The organism is Actinosynnema sp. NPDC050801, from assembly GCF_040673975.1.
Lineage (GTDB): Bacteria > Actinomycetota > Actinomycetes > Mycobacteriales > Pseudonocardiaceae > Actinosynnema.
In genome coordinates this window covers 67,396-83,537 of record NZ_JBFAQZ010000009.1, presented here as the reverse complement: position 1 = coordinate 83,537, position 16,142 = coordinate 67,396, and the positions used below count along the sequence as shown (strand labels likewise).

The following is a 16,142-nucleotide window of genomic DNA, read 5'->3' as shown; positions in this document are numbered from 1 at the left end:
CAGGCCTTGGCCGCCTCCGCGTCGCGGTCAAAGGATCCTCACGACCCGCCGGGGCAACCTGTCCGCATTATTGCGGTTACGGGACCGCGCCCCGGCGTCTTGCAACCTCACGCGGAATTGTCAAGCGCTCGTGGGCGAATACCTTCGGGAATGCACGCACTATCCGCCACGATCAACTCCCCGTCCGCCGCCGGTCCCGCCGCGGCGCGGTGACCTCGCAGGATCCGGCGACCGGCCCCGCCGGTGGCGCACATGAAATCCGAAGCACGATTAGGTCACGCGCACCGCGCGGACCGTTCACCTCACATGATCGCCGGTATTCTGCTGGTCGATCAACCCAATGCGCGGTGCGGCGCGGCACGGCTTCGGCCGGGTCGCGCCGACTTCGGCGGGTAGCGCCAGAGGGGACAGAGGTGGCATGGTGAAAAACTTCGACCGGTTCCGCAGGGTTGTCGTCGTGGGAGCGGGTTTGGCCGGTACCGCGACTGCCATCCGTTTTCTCCGGTTCGCCCGCGAGCCGTTACAGGTGGTGTTGCTCGAACGTCGTCCGGAATACCGGAATTCCGGGGTGGCGTACCAGCGCGACAGCAATCACTGGTACCACGTGTTCAACATCCAGGCGGGCCGCATGTCGGCATTCCGCGAAGATGTCGACGACTTCGTGAGCTGGGCCAACCACGAGGCGGACCGGTCGGACTGGCCGGCGGACTGGCGCGACTTCACGTTCACCGAATCCGGTCCCGCGCCGCGCCGGATCTACCCCGACTACCTGGCCAGCCGCCTGGCCGAGGCCGTGCGGGAAGCGGCGGAGGGCGTGACGCTGGTCGAGGCCGACGGGGAAGCGGTCGACGTGGAGGTCTTCGACGACTATGCGCGCGTCGTGGTCGAGAACCTCGTCATGTCGCCCGGTGGGGAGAAAACCGGAAGAGGCGTCATCGACGCCGACCACGTGGTCCTCGCCACCGGTTTGGAAACGAAGTACCCGGCTTTCGCGGCCGAGGTGCTCGAACACCCGGCGTTCGTGCGGAGCCCGTATTCGAAGAGCGGCATCGAGCGGCTCCTCGAAATTCCGAAGAACGGCGTCGTGGCCATCATCGGCACGTTGCTCAGCGCGTACGACTCGGCGACGCTCCTGCTGCGCCGCGGCCACGAAGGCTCGATCCACATGATTTCGGGTTCCGGGCTGACGCCCCGCACCTATCCGCCGGACCACCGGCACCACGTACTCGAACTACCGGCGCCACAACTCCTCGGTGACACCTACGAAGGCCGGGAGGAATTCGTCCGCCGGTTCCGCGCGGAATGGGATCGCGCGTGCGCCGTCGTCACCCGTGAGCATCCCGAAGTAGCGCCGGACGTGGTGACGGAACGGGTCGCGAAGTCCTGGGAGCCGTACCTCCCGGCGATCCTCGAACGCATTCCCACCGACGAACTCCGCGCGCTGCTCGACAGCTACGGCAGCCTCCTGGCGGTGCTGCGGGTGAGCGCCATGGCCTACACCACCGACGTGGTCGAGGCGGCGATGGTCGAGGGCGGGCAGGTCGTGCTCACCACCGGGCGGGTGCGGCACATCGGCGCGACCGGGTCGGGCAGGCTCGTCCTGTCCGTGGCGGGTCCGGATGCGACGCACACCATCGAGGCGGACCTCGTCGTCTCGAACTTCGGCCGGGAGTCGAACTACGAGCGCGCCGACTCGACGCTCTGGGCGAACCTGCTGCGCAGCGGGGTTGCCGTCGCGCACCGGCGCACCGGGCGCGGTGTCGAGGTGGACACCTGCGGCAGGCTCCTGGGACCCGACGGCTCGCCGTCCGGCGCCGTCTCGGTCGTCGGCAGCCCGCGCGAGGGCGACGAGATCGTGCGCAACGGCCGGACCGGCGCGTTCACCTTCAACCTCGCCGCGATCAAGAACCACTCCGTCGAGGTCGCGGCCACCACGCTGCACCGGCTCGAATCGTGCTACGACGAGCGGAACCCCGAGCTCGTCGAGAGGGTGGCCGACACGGCGGACCCCGAATTGAGCGAAACCTTCTCGCATTCGGTCATGCTCGACGTACGCCGGATGGCCACCCGAAGTCGTGCCGATCGCCAAACGTCGGCTGTCCTCCTCGAAAGGAATATCCAGCGAATTCGGGACATCGCCGCGCGCAACGGCACTCCCGTCACCGATCGCGAGGTGCGGTTCGCCGTGAGCGCGGCGGCCACCACCAAGTTGACCGACCTCTCCGTCACGCCCCGGGAGCTCCGTTTCGTGCTCGGACTTGAGGGATCGGTCGAGCCAGTCGGGTGAGCCCAGGTCGGCGCTCAGCCCTTCACCACCATTTCTACCCACTTCCGGAGGTGTGCGACTACTCCGCCGTTGCCCAGCACGAGACCGCGCTGACCTGTTCGAACACCGGGTGGTGACCGGCGTCCGGATCGGATTTCGCTCGAATGGACCAGGACCTCGCACTCGAGAAGATGCGTTGCGGGTCGCATCACGGCGAAGCTCGTGTCATGGCCCGACGTGTTCGACGCAAACCCGGGGCCGACGTCGCGCAAACCGACGTCGGCCCCCAAGGTCGGCAGCTTGGCCGACTCGCTGGCCCTGTCCGCACGCCGACCGCATTCGGTAGGAGGATGCCGTGAGCCCGCGCGAAATTCCAGGGGTCTTGCTCGTGGGATCGCCGACGACGAGCGTTCGCGGCATCGTCAATCACACCGGTCGGCCCCTGCCCGGTTCCGTCCTCGTGGTCGACACGCTCGGCCCCGAGCTCTACGACACCATCGTCCGGTCCGCCGCCGTGGTGTGTTCCGGCGGCGGCCGAACCGGTCACATGGAATCCCTGTGCCGCTCACGGGGAATCCCGGTGCTCCGGGTGCCCCACGACGAACTGGTCGGGCTGGTCGGTCACGTGACCGTCCGGACCGATCGCGAATCGGTCACGCTCGGTGACACCGAACCCGTCGGGCAAGCCGCGGAGTTCCCGACCATCACCCCGGACGACCTCCGCTCGGTGTGCGTGGTCATCGCCGACGCGACCGACATCCAGACCACCAACGCGATCACGCCCCGAGTCGACCAGGTGACCTCGTTCTTCATCCGCGAGGAGTTCGTCTGCCTGTCGTCGGGGTTGAGCCCGCTCGACGCGCTCCGCGCGGGCATCGCCGAGGCAGAGCGCTACGGCGCGGCCATCGGCGCGGAGCTGTGCGCGATCGTCAAGGAGCTCCTCCCGGGCCAACGCCTGGTGATGAGGCTGCTCGACCTGCGGTCCGACGACGCCGCCCAGATCACCAGCGTGGTCGACGTCGACCACGAGACCAACCCGGAACTCGGCCTGCACGGCGCGCGGTGGCTGCTGCACGAACCCAACTACCCGCACGCCTTCCGGGCGTTGCGCGCCTACGTGCGGGAACGGCTCGGCCCGGACGTGGACCGGCTGAGCTTCGCGGTGCCGTTCATCAACGACCAGGACGAGTTCCTGCGCCTGCGGGTCCGGCTCGACCTGCCCGACGACGTGCCCCTGTCGGTCTTCGTCGAGACACCCGCCGCGGTCCACTCCGCGGCCGAGTTCTGCGCGGCCGGCGCGAGCGAGATCTTCATGCGCACCAAGGACTTGACGCAGTTCTACCTCGCCGCGGACCGGGGTAACCACCGGGTCGCCTCGTCCTACCAGACGCGGCACCCGGCCGTCATGTCCGGGCTGCGCCAATCCGTCGAGGCGGGCCGGAGGGCGGGCGTTCCCGTCCACGTGTTCGCCCTGGGGGCGGATGTGGCCTTCTACTTCAAGGACCTGCCCGCGGACCGGTTCATGATGTGCACCGCCGAACTGGAGCAACTGGCCCGGGAGGCGCGCGAACCACGGTGACGGGTCGCCCCGGTCGCCCTCCGCAGCACGACCGCGCCGCGGCCACGGCGGACGGTCCGGTGCTGCGCCCGGGGTGGCCTCCGATGTAGACCCCCAGGTCGGAGGCCACCCCCTGGTGCGGGATCAGCCGAGCGGGTTGTCCTTGTCCCGCAACGCCCCCAGCGCCGACGAGTACATGCGGGACTTGATGGTGCCCAGCGTGGGGCCCGCCTTGCCCGCCTGCGCGACGGCGATCCCGACGGCGGCCGGCCGCACGGCGTGCTCCTCGACCGCGTGGTCGACGATGCCGGCGGCCAGGGCGTCCTCGCCGCCGTAGCGGCGGGCGGTCGTCATGGCCTCGTGCGCGACCCGCGGCGCGAGGCGGGCCTGGATCAACGCGGACATGCCCGGCGTGAACGGGATGTTGATGTCGGCCTCGGGCAGGCACCAGAAACCGCGGTCGGCGCGCATCACGCGGAAGTCGTGCGCCAGGGACAACATGGCGCCGGCGGCGAAGGTGTGACCCTGCAGGGCGGCCACGGTGATCAGCGGCAGCGACAGCACCCGCGCGAAGAGGTCGTGCACGGACACCACGTACTCGTGGTACCGGTCGCCGTTGGCCATCAGCCAGTCCAGGTCGAGGCCGTTGGAGAAGAACTTGCCGGTGGCCGTGGTGACCAGGGCACGGGCGCCCTCCGCCCGCTCCACCTCGTCCAGCGCGGCACCGACCGAGGCGATCCAGTCGGGGTGGAACCGGTTCTCGGTGTCCCCGAGGTCGAGGGTGAAGACTTCGTCCTGGCGGTCGAGCGTCGGCATGGCGGGTTCCTCCGGGTCGAGACGGTGCTACCAGTCGGTAACTTAGTCGCCGGCGCGGCGGACGTCACCCCGCTCTATCATCCCGCAGGTGACCGCCTACGACGATCTTGACGCGTTCGAGCACCTGGACACCTCCACCCTGCCGCCCCGCCAGCAGCGGATCCTGGCGGCGATCCGCGACTGGGTGGTCCGGCACGGGTACTCGCCGAGCACGCGGGAGATCGGCGACGCGGTCGGCCTGCGGTCGTCGTCCTCGGTGTCCAAGCACCTGGCGGCCTTGGAGGAGAAGGGTTTCCTGCGGCGCGGCACCACCATGTCGCGACCGATCGACGTGCGCCTGTTCCTGCACGAGCCGTCCGCGCGTGGGTCCGCCGACGACTCGGTGCCCGTGCCCGTGGTCGGTCACATCGCCGCGGGCACGCCCATCGCGGCCGAGGAGCACGTGGACGACGTCCTCACCCTGCCCCGCGGGCTCACCGGGCGCGGCACCGTCTTCGGCCTGCGGGTGCGCGGCGACTCGATGGTCGACGCCGCGATCTGCGACGGCGACATCGTCGTGGTGCGGCAGCAGCAGGAGGCGCACTCGGGTCAGATCGTCGCCGCGATGATCGACGGCGAGGCCACCGTCAAGGTGTACCGGCGCAGGAACGGGCACGTCTTCCTGGAACCGCGCAACCCGGACTACGACGTCATCGACGGGGACCGGGCCGTCGTGCTCGGCGCGGTCGTGTCGGTGCTCCGCAGCGTCTGACACCTCGCGCTGCGGCAATCGGCGGACACGCGGCGTCACCTTCTCTCATCCGATCGGTCTAATGCCCTCGGTCGTCGAGTGGATGCAGACTATGCCAATCGAGACGGAGCCCTCGGCCTGGATCGAGGGCGTTCGCGCTGGTCGCGCGGGTGGAGGTCGGCATGGTCGGGATCGAGGCGGACGGCCCGGAGGACCGGGGCCTGCGGCAGTACCTGCGCCTGATCGCCCGGAGGCTGGGTGTCGACCTGGAGTCGTGCTGGTACGAGTGCGCACCGGACGCCACCGCCTACATCGCCCTGGACCAGCGACTGCCGCGGCACCCGGACGACGACCTGGCGCTCGTCTGGGACGAGCACACCGGGTGGTGCGCGGGGATCGAGGTCGGCCGGGGAGCGGACCTGGTCGCGCTGACCTACCTGGGCCCTCCGGTGCTGCCGCCGCCGGAGGCGGTCACGGTGTTCGTCTCGGACCTGGTCGCCGGCCGCCGGCCCGACCACCCCAAGCCGCCCGCGATGCCGGCGGACGACGGCCTGGCCCGCCTGCTGGTGCAGTACGCCGCCGACGACGTGCCGGCCACGGTGCCCTAGACGACTCCCCGGGCGACGCGCGGTCAGTCGGCGGGTCCGCGCAGGGTCAACACCACCCGCAGCACGTGCTCGACGGCGGACGGGAACGCCGCGCCCCGCAGTTCACCCCGGGCGGCGAGGTTGCGGGCGGCGAAGTGGAGCATCCGGTCGGGGCCCACCCGCCGGACCACGAGGGCCGCGATCTCCTCCAGGTCGAGGCCGGGGTTGTCCAAGCGGGTCAGGGCGAACTCGACCACGAGCTCCTCGTCCGTCACGGCCTCTCCCTCCGACCCCTTCGAGCGTAGTGGAGCCGGAGCGGCGGCGGAGGGCGTCAGCCGGCCGGTCCGAGGTCCGGGCTCAGGAGGACCACCAGGAGAACTCGGCGTCCCCCGGGCCCTCGTCGTGCCCGGACCCGCCGCGCACGACGGTCAACGCCTCCTCCCGGGTGCGGCGCAACCGGAGCAGGTCCCCCGTGTCGGTCAGGCGGATCGGCCGCGCCACCGTGCGCCGGCCCGCGACCACCGAGAACCCGGCGCCCACCACGTCGGCGCGCTGCCGTGCCTCCACCAGCACCGCGATGCCCATCGACCCGAAGAACCCCACGTCGCCCAGGTCGACCACCAGGGCGGAGGCCCGCCCGTTGAGGCAGGTGAACAGCGCTTCACGCACCTGGCGGAAGGTGTCGACGTCGAGGTCACCGTGCACGGCGGCGACCACCACGCCGTCGTTCCCGACGTCCTCGACCGTCACCGACGGCTGATCGACATCCCCGTGCACGTCGCTCCCTCGCACCGACTTCGACCCCGGACACCGTCCTCCACCCTTACCCGTTCGGCGGCCGCCCGACACCGCCAACGTGACGGTGTCGGCTGTGACGAAGACCCGGTCGCCCATCGCCGGCTACCTGCCGCCGTCGACCGCACCGGCCGGTCGCGGCCGCAGGTCCCGCCACGCCTGGGCGCCGCACCAGGTCATGATCGGCAGGTGGAACGCGCAGCCGAGTCGCCCGGCCGCCGCGGACAGGCCGTCGGCGCCGGTCGTCCACGGCAGCACCACGGCCACCAGGCCCGACAGCGCGGCGAGCACCCCGACCCGCCGCACCCCGGCCGACATGGGTGCACCACCCCACACCGGCACCCAGAGCACGGCGGCCGGGTCGGCGGGATTCAGGGTCAACGCCGATGGCACGACGACGGCCGCACCGGCGAGCATGGCCGTCAACGCGGTCGTCATCAGCACACCCGTGAGCCGGGCCGTCGCCGTCTGGTGAGTGGTGTTCACGGCACGCGACCGTAGGAACCTGACGCAGGGGGAAGGTCAACCCCCGAGGGGAGTGCCGCGTGTGGCGCATCGGGCAGTTGGCGCGGATGGCCGGGGTCTCCGACCGGACCCTGCGCCACTACGACCGGATCGGGCTGCTGCGGCCGGCCGCGGTGGACGCCGACGGTGGCACCGCCACCGTGCTGGAGATCCCGGTGCGGCCCACCGGGCCCGGTCCGGGTCGGTGAACCCGAGGGCCGCGCGGGTGGCCTACCCGCTGCCGAGGCAGACGAACGGGCGCCGCAGCGGGTCGACGGCGATGGCGTCCGCGAGCGCCACGGACGGTCGGGCGCCGGCGGCCAGGCTGCGGTGGTAGTCGTCCATCGCGGCGGCGCACGCCTGGTCGCCCACCCGGCTCAGCGGGGCGACGACCATCTGCGAGCCGCTGGCGAGCAGGGCGCTGGCGAAGCCCAACGGCTCGTCACCGGGTCGGATCCGGTTCAGGGCGAGTTCGCACGCGGCCAGCACCACCTGCCGGGGAGGGTGGGCCAGGCCTGCCATCTCGTGCGCGTAGAGCGGCCCGTCCCGCAGTTCCAGCCGGGAGAACAGGGCGTTCTCCGGCTCGTGGACGCCGTGCGCGGCCAGGTGCGCGATCTCCGCGCCGTCCAGCGCCTCCAGCACCGTGGCGACGGTGGCCTGCCCGCCCGACATCAGCGCGGCGGTCGTGTAGTGCGCGCCCAGCTTGTCGATCTCACCGACCGCGGCGGGCAGCCCGGGACCGCGGACCAGCACGGTCCGCCCCGTCGACGCGGTCTCGGCCCGATCGGCGACCAGCCACGCGGTGGCCGACGGCGCGACGACGGTCGGCCGGCCGTGCAGCGTCGGCAGCACGCCCCACGGGACCGCGTACAGCGCCCCGGTCGGCACGACGACCAGCTCGCGCTCGCCGACCAGCTCCGCCAGCGGCTGGATCAGCTGCGCGTCGAGCCGGTCCGCCTGCTTGCGGGCCGAGGCCGACATCACCCGCACCAACGGCTCCGGCAGGTGGTCCGGCGCGAGGGCGTTGAGGTCGGCGTTGAGCATCCGGGCGCTCTCCGCCGCCTGCCCGGCCGACCCGAGCCGGGCCAGCCGAACTTCGGAGTCCACCACGACCACCGCGACCAGGCAGTCCTTGGACGACGCGAAGCTGACCAGGGCCCGGTCGCCCAGCCGTGCCATCACGTCGGTCAGCCGGGCGACCGGGCGCGGGCTGCCCCACCGACCGGTGTGCCAGCCCAGCCGGTTGGCCTCGCGCAGGCGTTCGGCGCGGCGGTTGCGCAGCACGGCGGTCGAGTGGCCGTCGTGCTCGGCCTGGTGGATCGACTGGGTGAGGCTGCGCACCTCGGCGATCCGCTCGGCCAGCTCGGGGTTGTCGACGTGGGTCACCGGCTCGTAGCGGTAGGTCTGCGCCCGCGTGCGCTCCAGCCAGGAGAACAACCGGCGGGCGTGGCCGCCGTCGAGCACCAGGCGGACCGCGAGCTCGGTCAGCTCCCGGCCGTGCAGCGCGGTCCCGGACAGCAGCTCCAGCCCGGCCATCCGGTCGCGCACGTGCTCCAGGTCGGTCAGACCGGCCCTGATCTCTGCGAGCGCGACCGCGCGCCGGCCGTGGGCGACGGCGAGCTCGGCCCGGCACAGGCGGCGCAGCATCCGGTAGTCGATCGGCGTGAGCTTCCCGGGTCGCGGCACCCGGTCCAGGATGGCCGCGGCGGCGTCGAGGTCACCGCGCCGGATCTCCAGCCGCACCGCCAGCATCCGCGCCAGCGCCGCCTGCTCGGCGAGCCGGGGCACGGGCAGCCCGTCGGCGAACCGCAAGGCCCGCCGCGGCAGCGACCGCGAGACGCGGCCGGACCGCAGCGCGAGCCGGGTGTCCACGCGCAGGCCGATGAGCGTCGCGTTCGCCACGCACGTCGTGCAGCCCCAGCGGCGCATCCGCTGCCGGGCGGACGTCGCCATGGTGCGCGCCAGGTCGAGGTCGTCGGTCATGTAGGCGGCCACGGCGCGGTACAGCTCCACGTTGCCCATGTACCGCGCGGTGCCGTGCTCGGCGCGCAGCACGTCGAGCACGCTGTCGAGCTGGTTGCCCGCCTCGTCCGCCAGCCCGGCGGCCATCAGCGCCTGCGCCCGGTCCACGCCGAGCTCGACCGGCACGTCGAGGTCGTGGTCGCGGTAGGAGCGCTCGCAGTTCTCGTAACGCCGGAGGGCCGCGGGGACGGTGCCGATCCGCAGTTCCAGCACGCCCAGCGCGAACTCGGCGTCGGCCGCCCTGGCCGGCAGGCCGTGCTCGGTCGCCAGCGCGACGGCCAGGCCCAGGGCTTGGCGCGCCTGGCCGATCGACCCCAGCCGGGTGTGCGCCGTACCCCTGCTCCACAGCGTCTTCACCATCGACTCGACCAGTGACGGCGTCACCTCGCCGGCCGCGATCCGGCGCTCCCAGTGGTCGAGCGCGGAGTCGAGGACGGAGATGGCGTCCTCGATCAGCCCCGCGTTCAGCAACAGCAGGCCGCGGTTGTGCTCGACGCCTCCGCGCAGTTCTTCCTTCACGAGCGGATCGGCCACGTCCTCGATCAGCCGCCGCACCTCGGCCAGCCCGTCCAGTCCCGCGGCGGGGCCGGAGGTCTCGGCCGCCAGCGCCGCCAGCGAGGACGACAACCGGATCCGCGTGACGAGCCACTCCGCCCGGATGTCCGGATCGACGGGATCGACCGAGTCCGTCCGGCTCTGCGCGCGCCGCATCAGTCGCATCGCATCGCCGTGCCGCCCGGCGCACGACGCGTCCACCCCGCGGCGGTGCAGCTCTCGTGCTTCACGGATGACAACGGCTTCGTTGCGGGCAGCGGTCACGGGCACCCACCTATGACATCACAGAACGCAACTGCGCAGCGCCCGCCGAACAGGAGCCTGTCCGGCGGGCGCGATCACGGTTGACAGGTCAGGACGTGGGCGTCGGCTGCTTCGTGATGCAGCCACCGCCGATGCACTCCGTGGACAGCTCGCCGTCCTCGTGCTCGTGGTCGTGCTGGTGGTGGCCGTGCTCGACTTGCTCGACCTCCGACCCGACCGACGTCGCGGTGCTGTCCTGCGCGCCGTCCTGCGGGACTTCGTCTTCCAAGAACTCGGTTTCCGTGGGCGTAGACAAAATGATCTCCCTCCCCTGGGATCTGTCTCGGCCGTACTGACGACTCAACCGACTGCGCTGAGTCAGTTCGGCGGACCCCTCGTACCGCTCGAACAGGGCAATAGTGGCACAACGGCCTAACGATGCGGAGTGAATTCCACACATCCGGTAGGCGGTGCGCTCCCACTGTGCGTGAACGCGGCCGACGATCACCCGTTCGAGTGGCGAGGCATCCTCACCTCCGGGAGGATCAGGCCTCGTCCGGCCGGTAGCAGTCCTTGAAGCCGTCCGGCTTGGGCTGGCCGCCCGCGAACGCGCTCACCACGTCCTGCTGCTTGAGGTTCTCCGGGTAGCCGGGCCAGTCCACCTCGCGGCCGCCGACGTGCAGCTCGTCCAGCCAGTAGCCGGACTGGCCGGAGACCTTCTCGAACTCCAGGTCGCAGCCCTTGACCCGCACCGTCACCTCGATGACCTTCTGCGACGACTTGACCGTCCGCTTGCCGACCTTCTTCGACTTCTTCTCCGACTCGCTGCGCGGCTCGCCGACGTTGCCGAAGCCGGCGGCCCGCAACTCCTCGACGAACTTGTCCTCGTTGTCGGCGCACGCGACCAGGGACGCGGTCAACCCCAGGGCCAGCAGCACGGACGCGACCTTCGTGTTCATGGCGCACAGCAAACATGGGCCCCCGCGACCCCGTGCGCGGGCCCGTCAACCGTTACCCCGCCGTGATGTCGGACGACGATCCCGGTCCGATCACGGCGTTGCCGCACCCCGTGTGGACGGTGATGCCGAGAGGTCGGTATTCGCGTCCCGGAATACCGCGCGCGTGGAATACCGCTGCTTACCGCGGAAGGCCGCGAAGCGATCTTGAAATACGGTCCGGAAAGGACATCGGTGGTTGTAGTCCGAAAGAGCGGTGGTGGAGATGTTGCCCCGGGTTGAGATCAGGTCTCGATGCGCACTGGCTTCCCCGCACCGCACCGCGGCCCGGATCCGCGCCCTGCCGACGGTCCGGTGCGACCTCGCCGCTCAGCGCGTCGGTGCGGTGCTGCGGCGGGAGCGGGCCAGGGCCAGGCCGCCGAGGACGGCGGCGACCAGCCCGATCACCAGGGCGACGTACCCGCCGACGATCCCGTAGCCGGTGCCGGGACCACCTTCGGCGGCGGCCACCACCAGCACGCCGATGACCGCGCCGACCAGCCCCGCTGCCAGCGACGCGGTGGCGCTCCCGCGGCCCGCGCCGGTCCGACGGGTGGCGCGGACCAACGCCGACACCCCGACGGCCACGCCCACCAGCCCCAGCACCGCGCCGACCAGCGACCAGGTGCGCCCGGCCGTCATGGCGTAGGGGTCGGCGCTGGGCTGGGCCAGGACTTGGGCGGCCGCCGGTGCGGCCAGCGTGACGACCCCGAGCAGGGCGGCGGCGGCTGCGGACAGGTGACGGACGGACGTGCGGACGGACATGAGTGCTCCCTGTGGCTTCTGCGACTCCGATGCCGCCGATCATGTCCGCCGGACCCGCCTCCGGTCGTTGTGCGCACGCAGGCAATCCAGCCTGCCGCGCCTGCCGCAGGAACCGCGGAAGTACTGCGTGCGCGGTATGCGGTCGATCATCCGCCGGTAGGAGTCGCCCTCGCGGCGACGCGGTTAGTGTGCACGCATGAGCAGGGGACCGATCGCTTTCCAGGACTGGGCGATCGCAGTCGGCGTGGCGGTGACCATGGTGGTCGCCGGGCTGTCCTGGGAACACCCCTCGACGGGGCCGGCCCCGCTGGGGCACGGGTTGCTGGCCGCCGGCGGGCTGGCGCTGGTCGCCCGCCGCCGGGCGCCGGTGACCGTGCTGGCCGTGACCGGGTTGTGCGCGCTCGGCTACCAGGCCGTCGGGTTCGACGTGCCCGTCGTCGCGTACCTGTTCGCGGTGTACGCGACCGTCCGGGCGGGACACCGACTGGTCGCGGTGGTCGGTTCGGTGCTCATGCTGGCTGCCCTGCCGCTCGCGATCCTGCTCGCGCCGCAGGACTGGGCCGTCGGCGAGGCGTTCACGCAGTCCCGCAACGTCCTCGAACTGGCCTGGCTGGTCGCCGCCGGCGCGGCGGGCGAGGCGCTGCGGCAGGCCGAGCGCCGAGCCGACGAGGCCGAACGCACCCGCGAGGAGACCGCACGGCGGCGTGCCGACGAGGAGCGGCTGCACATCGCGCGGGAGCTGCACGACTCGCTCACCCACCAGATCTCCGTGATCAAGGTGCAGGCCGAGGTCGCCGTCCACCTGGCGCACAAGCGGGGCGAGCAGGTGCCCGACGCCCTGCTGGCGATCCGGGACGCCGGCCGTGAGGCGGCCCGTGAACTGCGGGCGACGCTGGAAGCGTTGCGGGACGACGACAAGACGCCGCCGCACGGCCTCGCCCACGTCCCGGAACTCGTGCAGCGGGCCCGGACCACCGGGCTGGACGCGACGCTGACGATCGAGGGCCACCACGACGCCGTGCCCACCGCCGTGGACCGGACCGCCTACCGGATCGTGCAGGAGTCGCTGACCAACATCGCCCGGCACGCCGCCGCGGCCACCGCCTCGGTCCGCATCGACTACCTCCCCGACGCGGTGGTCATCCGGGTCGAGGACGACGGCAGGGCCACGCCCGACACCGCGCCGGTGCCCGGCGTCGGCCTGCTCGGGATGCGCGAGCGGGTCACCGCCCTGGGCGGGCGGCTGCGCGCGGCGCCGCGCAGCGACGGCGGCTTCGCCGTGCGAGCCGAGCTCCCAGTCCAAGCCGAACTCCCAGCGCGAGCCGAACTGCCCGTGCGAGACACACCCGTCCAAGCCGAACTGCCCGTGGCCGGGACGTCGTGATCCGCGTCCTGCTGGTCGACGACCAGCCGCTCATCCGCAGCGGGTTCCGCGCGCTGCTCGCCGCCGAGGACGACATCGAGGTGGTCGCCGAGGCCGCCGACGGTGGCCGGGGCGTGGCGCTGGCCAGGCGGCACCTGCCCGACATCGCCCTCATCGACATCCAGATGCCGGTCGTGGACGGCATCGAGGCGACCCGGCGCATCGCCGCGGACCCCACCCTGGCCTCGGTGCACGTGGTGATCCTGACCAACTACGGCCTGGACGAGTACGTCTTCAACGCGCTGCGCGCCGGCGCGGCCGGGTTCCTGGTCAAGGACATCGAACCCGAGGACTTCCTGCACGCCGTGCGCGTCGCGGCCCGCGGCGACGCCCTGCTCGCACCGTCCATCACCCGCAAGCTGATCGACCGGTACGTCGCCCAGCCGCTCGACAACGCCACCCACACCGGGCTCGCGGAACTGACCAACCGCGAGCGCGAGGCCGTCGTCCTCGTCGCGCGGGGTCTGTCCAACGACGAGATCGCCCACCACATGGTGATCAGCCCGCTGACCGCCAAGACCCACGTCAACCGGGCGATGACCAAGCTCCACGCCCGCGACCGCGCCCAACTGGTCGTGCTGGCCTACGAGTCCGGCCTGGTCACCCCGCGCAACCCCGGGCCACCGCGGTCCGGGTGATCCCGGGCGTCGACCAGCCGACCCGGTGGTGCCGCCGTGCGACGTCGGGCCCTACCGGCCGGCCCTACCGGCGGGCGACGGCCGTGCGGCGGGCGAACCAGGTGGCGGCGCCGAGCGCGAGCACCGCACCACCGGCGAGCACGGCGCTGCCGGGCAGGGTGAAGGCCAGCACGAGGCAGCCGATCAGGCCGGTGGCGGGCACGACGCGGGGCGAGCGACCCTCGTCGCGGCGCAGCGTCCACGCGGAGGCGTTGGCGATGGCGTAGTAGACGAGCACCGCGAACGACGAGAAGCCGATGGCGCCGCGCAGGTCGACCACGCTCACGAGGACCGCGACCGCGACACCGACCGCGACCTCGGCGTGGTGGGGCACCCGGAACCGGGGGTGCACGACGGCGAGGGTCCGGGGGAGGTGGCCGTCGCGGGCCATGGCCAGCGTGGTGCGGGAGACGCCGAGCACGAGCGCGAGCAGCGAACCCAGGGCGGCCACGGCCGCGCCTACCCGCACCACGGGCTCCAGCCAGGACCACGAGCCCGCGGCGACGGCGCCCGCCAGCGGGTCGGCGACGGACGCCAGCCGCTCGGGGCCGAGCGCGGTCAGCGCCGCGACCGCGACCAGCACGTAGACCACGAGCGTGATGCCCAGCGCGATCGGGATGGCCCGGGGGATGGTGCGCCGGGGATCGCGCACCTCCTCGCCGAGCGTGGCGATGCGGGCGTAGCCGGCGAAGGCGAAGAACAACAGGCCGGCGGACTGGAGGACGCCGAGCGGGCCGCCACCGGGGAACGGCCGGAGGTGGTCGGCGGTGGCGGTGCCGCCGGTGAACGAGGCGATCACCGCGAGGGTGAGCACGGTCAGGGTGATCGTCACGATGATCCCGGTCAGCCGGACGGACTTGCGCACACCGCGGTAGTTCAGCGCGGTCAACGCCACCACCACGCCCACCGCCAGTGCGGTCCGGGTCGGCCGCCCGGCGTCGGGCAGGGCGTAGGCGGCGACCGTCAGGGCCATCGCCGCGCAGGACGCGGTCTTGCCGACCACGAAGCCCCAGCCGGCCAGGTAGCCCCAGAACGGGCCGAGCCGTTCCCTCCCGTAGACGTAGGTGCCGCCGGATTCGGGGTAGAGGGCGGCCAACCGGGCCGAGGACGTCGCGTTGCAGTACGCCACCACGGCCGCGATCACCAAGCCGACCAGCAGCCCGGCGCCCGCCGCGCGTGCGGCGGGACCGATCGCGGCGAACACCCCCGCCCCGATCATGGCGCCGAGACCGAGCACGACGGCGCTGCCGGTGCCCAGTCGCCGCGCGAGCCGGGGTGCGTCGCCGTGGTCGGTGGGGGAGGGCACTGGTGGTCCTTTCGCCGGGCGGCCTCGATGACCCGGTGATGTTCCCAGGCCGAGCAGGACGCCCGCGGACCCGCACGACCTCAAGCGGTGTGCGTCAGGACCCGCTGCGGGCCGGGCGGTGGGTGTGCCGGTCGGACGGCTCCGCCGGGACGCGGTGCGCCACGAGGACGGGGCAGCGGGCGTGGTGCAGGGCCGCGCGGGCGGTCGGACCCCGGTCGCCGAGCACGAGCAGGTCGGTGTCGGCGAACCGGGCGACGGCCTCGTTCGGGTGCATCCGGGCCAGCACCGAGGTGTGCGGGATCCCCCGCAGCGCCCGGTCGGCGTGCGCGACGAGCGCGTCGGGGCTGTCGGCACGCACCGGCAGCGGCGGCGAGGCGTGCAGCACCCGCAACGCGGAGCCGCGGCGCGCGGCGAGGTCGATCGCACGGGCCAGCGCCAGGTCGTCGTGCTCGTCACCGGTGATCAGGGCGGTGACGCGGTGGTGGGCCCCGCGCATGGCCTCGGGCGTGCCGCGGACCACCACGACGTCGGACGCGGCGTGCTGCACCAGCGGCAGCACGAACCGGCCGAGGCCGAACGACGTGCCGTCGTCGCCGCGGTGCGCCACCACGACCACCTCGGCGCGCGTGCTGGCCAGCAGCAGGTCGCGCACGTGGTCCGCGGTGGGCGGGTGCACCTCCAGCGGCGCCCCGACCAGGCGGGCGTGTGCCCTGGCCCAGCGCAGCGCCGCCAAGCCCCGACCGGAGCTGTCACGCACCGCGACGACCGGTGCGGGTATCGCCTGGTTGCTCATCTGTCCACCGCCGTTCCGGGTCGACCGCGGGGCGAAGCGCCTCACCCGGAAGGGTCCACCAGCAACCCGCCGACCGCACGGCGAGGTGACGACCCGGTCGCCACCTC

At 72.5% G+C, this 16,142-nt stretch carries 17 protein-coding genes and 1 pseudogene; 8 read left to right on the top strand and 10 right to left on the bottom strand.

The window, feature by feature from the left end; genetic code table 11:
• The first annotated feature begins 418 nt into the window (after positions 1-418).
• The 3 genes and pseudogenes from AB0K14_RS21485 to AB0K14_RS21475 all read left to right on the top strand — a co-directional run bounded on the left by AB0K14_RS21485 (position 419) and on the right by AB0K14_RS21475 (position 3,845).
• Positions 419-2,287, top strand: coding sequence for an FAD/NAD(P)-binding protein (locus AB0K14_RS21485; protein ID WP_360462217.1), 1,869 nt, complete (start codon positions 419-421; stop codon positions 2,285-2,287).
• A 334-nt stretch (positions 2,288-2,621) separates the two neighbouring features.
• Positions 2,622-2,840, top strand: a pseudogene (locus AB0K14_RS21480) (PEP-utilizing enzyme); the annotation flags it as partial.
• 6 nt (positions 2,841-2,846) lie between these two features.
• Positions 2,847-3,845, top strand: coding sequence for a putative PEP-binding protein (locus AB0K14_RS21475; protein ID WP_360462282.1), 999 nt, complete (start codon positions 2,847-2,849; stop codon positions 3,843-3,845).
• Positions 3,846-3,968: 123 nt separating this feature from the next.
• On the opposite strand, the gene AB0K14_RS21470 is transcribed toward AB0K14_RS21475, so the two are convergent.
• Positions 3,969-4,640, bottom strand: a complete 672-nt coding sequence (locus AB0K14_RS21470) for an enoyl-CoA hydratase-related protein (RefSeq protein ID WP_360462220.1) — start codon at positions 4,638-4,640, stop codon at positions 3,969-3,971.
• A gap of 88 nt (positions 4,641-4,728) precedes the next feature.
• Here AB0K14_RS21470 and lexA point away from each other — a divergent pair, with 88 nt between their 5' ends.
• Positions 4,729-5,391: a transcriptional repressor LexA gene (gene lexA / locus AB0K14_RS21465; RefSeq protein ID WP_360462223.1), complete on the top strand. Its 663-nt coding sequence runs from the start codon at positions 4,729-4,731 to the stop codon at positions 5,389-5,391.
• Between the two features lie 161 nt (positions 5,392-5,552).
• The gene (locus AB0K14_RS21460; RefSeq protein ID WP_360462226.1) at positions 5,553-5,978 is read left to right on the top strand and encodes a DUF6292 family protein; all 426 of its coding nucleotides are present in this window, start codon (positions 5,553-5,555) and stop codon (positions 5,976-5,978) included.
• Positions 5,979-6,001: 23 nt separating this feature from the next.
• Here AB0K14_RS21460 and AB0K14_RS21455 read toward each other — a convergent pair whose 3' ends face one another.
• The 3 genes from AB0K14_RS21455 to AB0K14_RS21445 all read right to left on the bottom strand — a co-directional run bounded on the left by AB0K14_RS21455 (position 6,002) and on the right by AB0K14_RS21445 (position 7,238).
• A complete protein-coding gene (locus AB0K14_RS21455; protein WP_360462229.1) occupies positions 6,002-6,232 on the bottom strand; it encodes a hypothetical protein in 231 nt (76 codons plus the stop codon).
• Between the two features lie 82 nt (positions 6,233-6,314).
• Complete coding sequence (locus AB0K14_RS21450; protein ID WP_360462232.1) at positions 6,315-6,734, bottom strand: STAS domain-containing protein; 420 nt, start codon at positions 6,732-6,734, stop codon at positions 6,315-6,317.
• Between the two features lie 123 nt (positions 6,735-6,857).
• Positions 6,858-7,238 carry a hypothetical protein gene (locus AB0K14_RS21445; RefSeq protein ID WP_360462234.1) on the bottom strand — a complete coding sequence of 127 codons (381 nt, stop codon included), beginning with the start codon at positions 7,236-7,238 and terminating at the stop codon, positions 6,858-6,860.
• A 59-nt stretch (positions 7,239-7,297) separates the two neighbouring features.
• On the opposite strand from AB0K14_RS21445, the gene AB0K14_RS21440 reads away from it, so the two are divergent.
• Positions 7,298-7,465, top strand: a complete 168-nt coding sequence (locus tag AB0K14_RS21440) for a MerR family DNA-binding transcriptional regulator (protein ID WP_360462237.1) — start codon at positions 7,298-7,300, stop codon at positions 7,463-7,465.
• A gap of 22 nt (positions 7,466-7,487) precedes the next feature.
• Here AB0K14_RS21440 and AB0K14_RS21435 read toward each other — a convergent pair whose 3' ends face one another.
• From AB0K14_RS21435 to AB0K14_RS21420, 4 genes are all read right to left on the bottom strand, one after another.
• Entirely contained in the window at positions 7,488-9,989 is a 2,502-nt protein-coding gene (locus AB0K14_RS21435; RefSeq protein ID WP_360462285.1) for a CHAT domain-containing protein, read from the bottom strand.
• 196 nt (positions 9,990-10,185) lie between these two features.
• Positions 10,186-10,365 (bottom strand): hypothetical protein, encoded by a 180-nt coding sequence (locus tag AB0K14_RS21430; protein ID WP_360462240.1) that lies wholly within the window; start codon positions 10,363-10,365, stop codon positions 10,186-10,188.
• Between the two features lie 256 nt (positions 10,366-10,621).
• The gene (locus AB0K14_RS21425) at positions 10,622-11,035 is read right to left on the bottom strand and encodes a hypothetical protein (protein WP_360462243.1); all 414 of its coding nucleotides are present in this window, start codon (positions 11,033-11,035) and stop codon (positions 10,622-10,624) included.
• 366 nt (positions 11,036-11,401) lie between these two features.
• Positions 11,402-11,836, bottom strand: coding sequence for a DUF6223 family protein (locus AB0K14_RS21420; protein ID WP_360462246.1), 435 nt, complete (start codon positions 11,834-11,836; stop codon positions 11,402-11,404).
• A 196-nt stretch (positions 11,837-12,032) separates the two neighbouring features.
• Between AB0K14_RS21420 and AB0K14_RS21415 the strand changes: the two genes are divergently transcribed.
• Both AB0K14_RS21415 and AB0K14_RS21410 read left to right on the top strand, forming a co-directional pair.
• Positions 12,033-13,220, top strand: a complete 1,188-nt coding sequence (locus AB0K14_RS21415; RefSeq protein ID WP_360462249.1) for a histidine kinase — start codon at positions 12,033-12,035, stop codon at positions 13,218-13,220.
• A complete protein-coding gene (locus AB0K14_RS21410; RefSeq protein WP_360462252.1) occupies positions 13,217-13,897 on the top strand; it encodes a response regulator transcription factor in 681 nt (226 codons plus the stop codon). Before AB0K14_RS21415 ends, AB0K14_RS21410 begins: the two co-directional genes overlap by 4 nt.
• Positions 13,898-13,961: 64 nt before the next feature.
• Here the strand turns inward: AB0K14_RS21410 and AB0K14_RS21405 are convergent, their stop codons facing one another.
• Positions 13,962-15,242 carry an APC family permease gene (locus AB0K14_RS21405; protein ID WP_360462255.1) on the bottom strand — a complete coding sequence of 427 codons (1,281 nt, stop codon included), beginning with the start codon at positions 15,240-15,242 and terminating at the stop codon, positions 13,962-13,964.
• Between the two features lie 94 nt (positions 15,243-15,336).
• Complete coding sequence (locus tag AB0K14_RS21400; RefSeq protein WP_360462258.1) at positions 15,337-16,035, bottom strand: universal stress protein; 699 nt, start codon at positions 16,033-16,035, stop codon at positions 15,337-15,339.
• Positions 16,036-16,142 lie beyond the last annotated feature (107 nt).

Coding starts and splice junctions, on each gene's coding strand:
- AB0K14_RS21485 (WP_360462217.1), top strand. CDS start 419: ATGGTGAAAAACTTCGACCGGTTCCGCAGGGTTGTCGTCGTGGGAGCG.
- AB0K14_RS21470 (WP_360462220.1), bottom strand. CDS start 4,640: ATGCCGACGCTCGACCGCCAGGACGAAGTCTTCACCCTCGACCTCGGG.
- AB0K14_RS21460 (WP_360462226.1), top strand. CDS start 5,553: ATGGTCGGGATCGAGGCGGACGGCCCGGAGGACCGGGGCCTGCGGCAG.
- AB0K14_RS21435 (WP_360462285.1), bottom strand. CDS start 9,989: ATGCGGCGCGCGCAGAGCCGGACGGACTCGGTCGATCCCGTCGATCCG.
- AB0K14_RS21425 (WP_360462243.1), bottom strand. CDS start 11,035: ATGAACACGAAGGTCGCGTCCGTGCTGCTGGCCCTGGGGTTGACCGCG.
- AB0K14_RS21420 (WP_360462246.1), bottom strand. CDS start 11,836: ATGTCCGTCCGCACGTCCGTCCGTCACCTGTCCGCAGCCGCCGCCGCC.
- AB0K14_RS21415 (WP_360462249.1), top strand. CDS start 12,033: ATGAGCAGGGGACCGATCGCTTTCCAGGACTGGGCGATCGCAGTCGGC.
- AB0K14_RS21400 (WP_360462258.1), bottom strand. CDS start 16,035: ATGAGCAACCAGGCGATACCCGCACCGGTCGTCGCGGTGCGTGACAGC.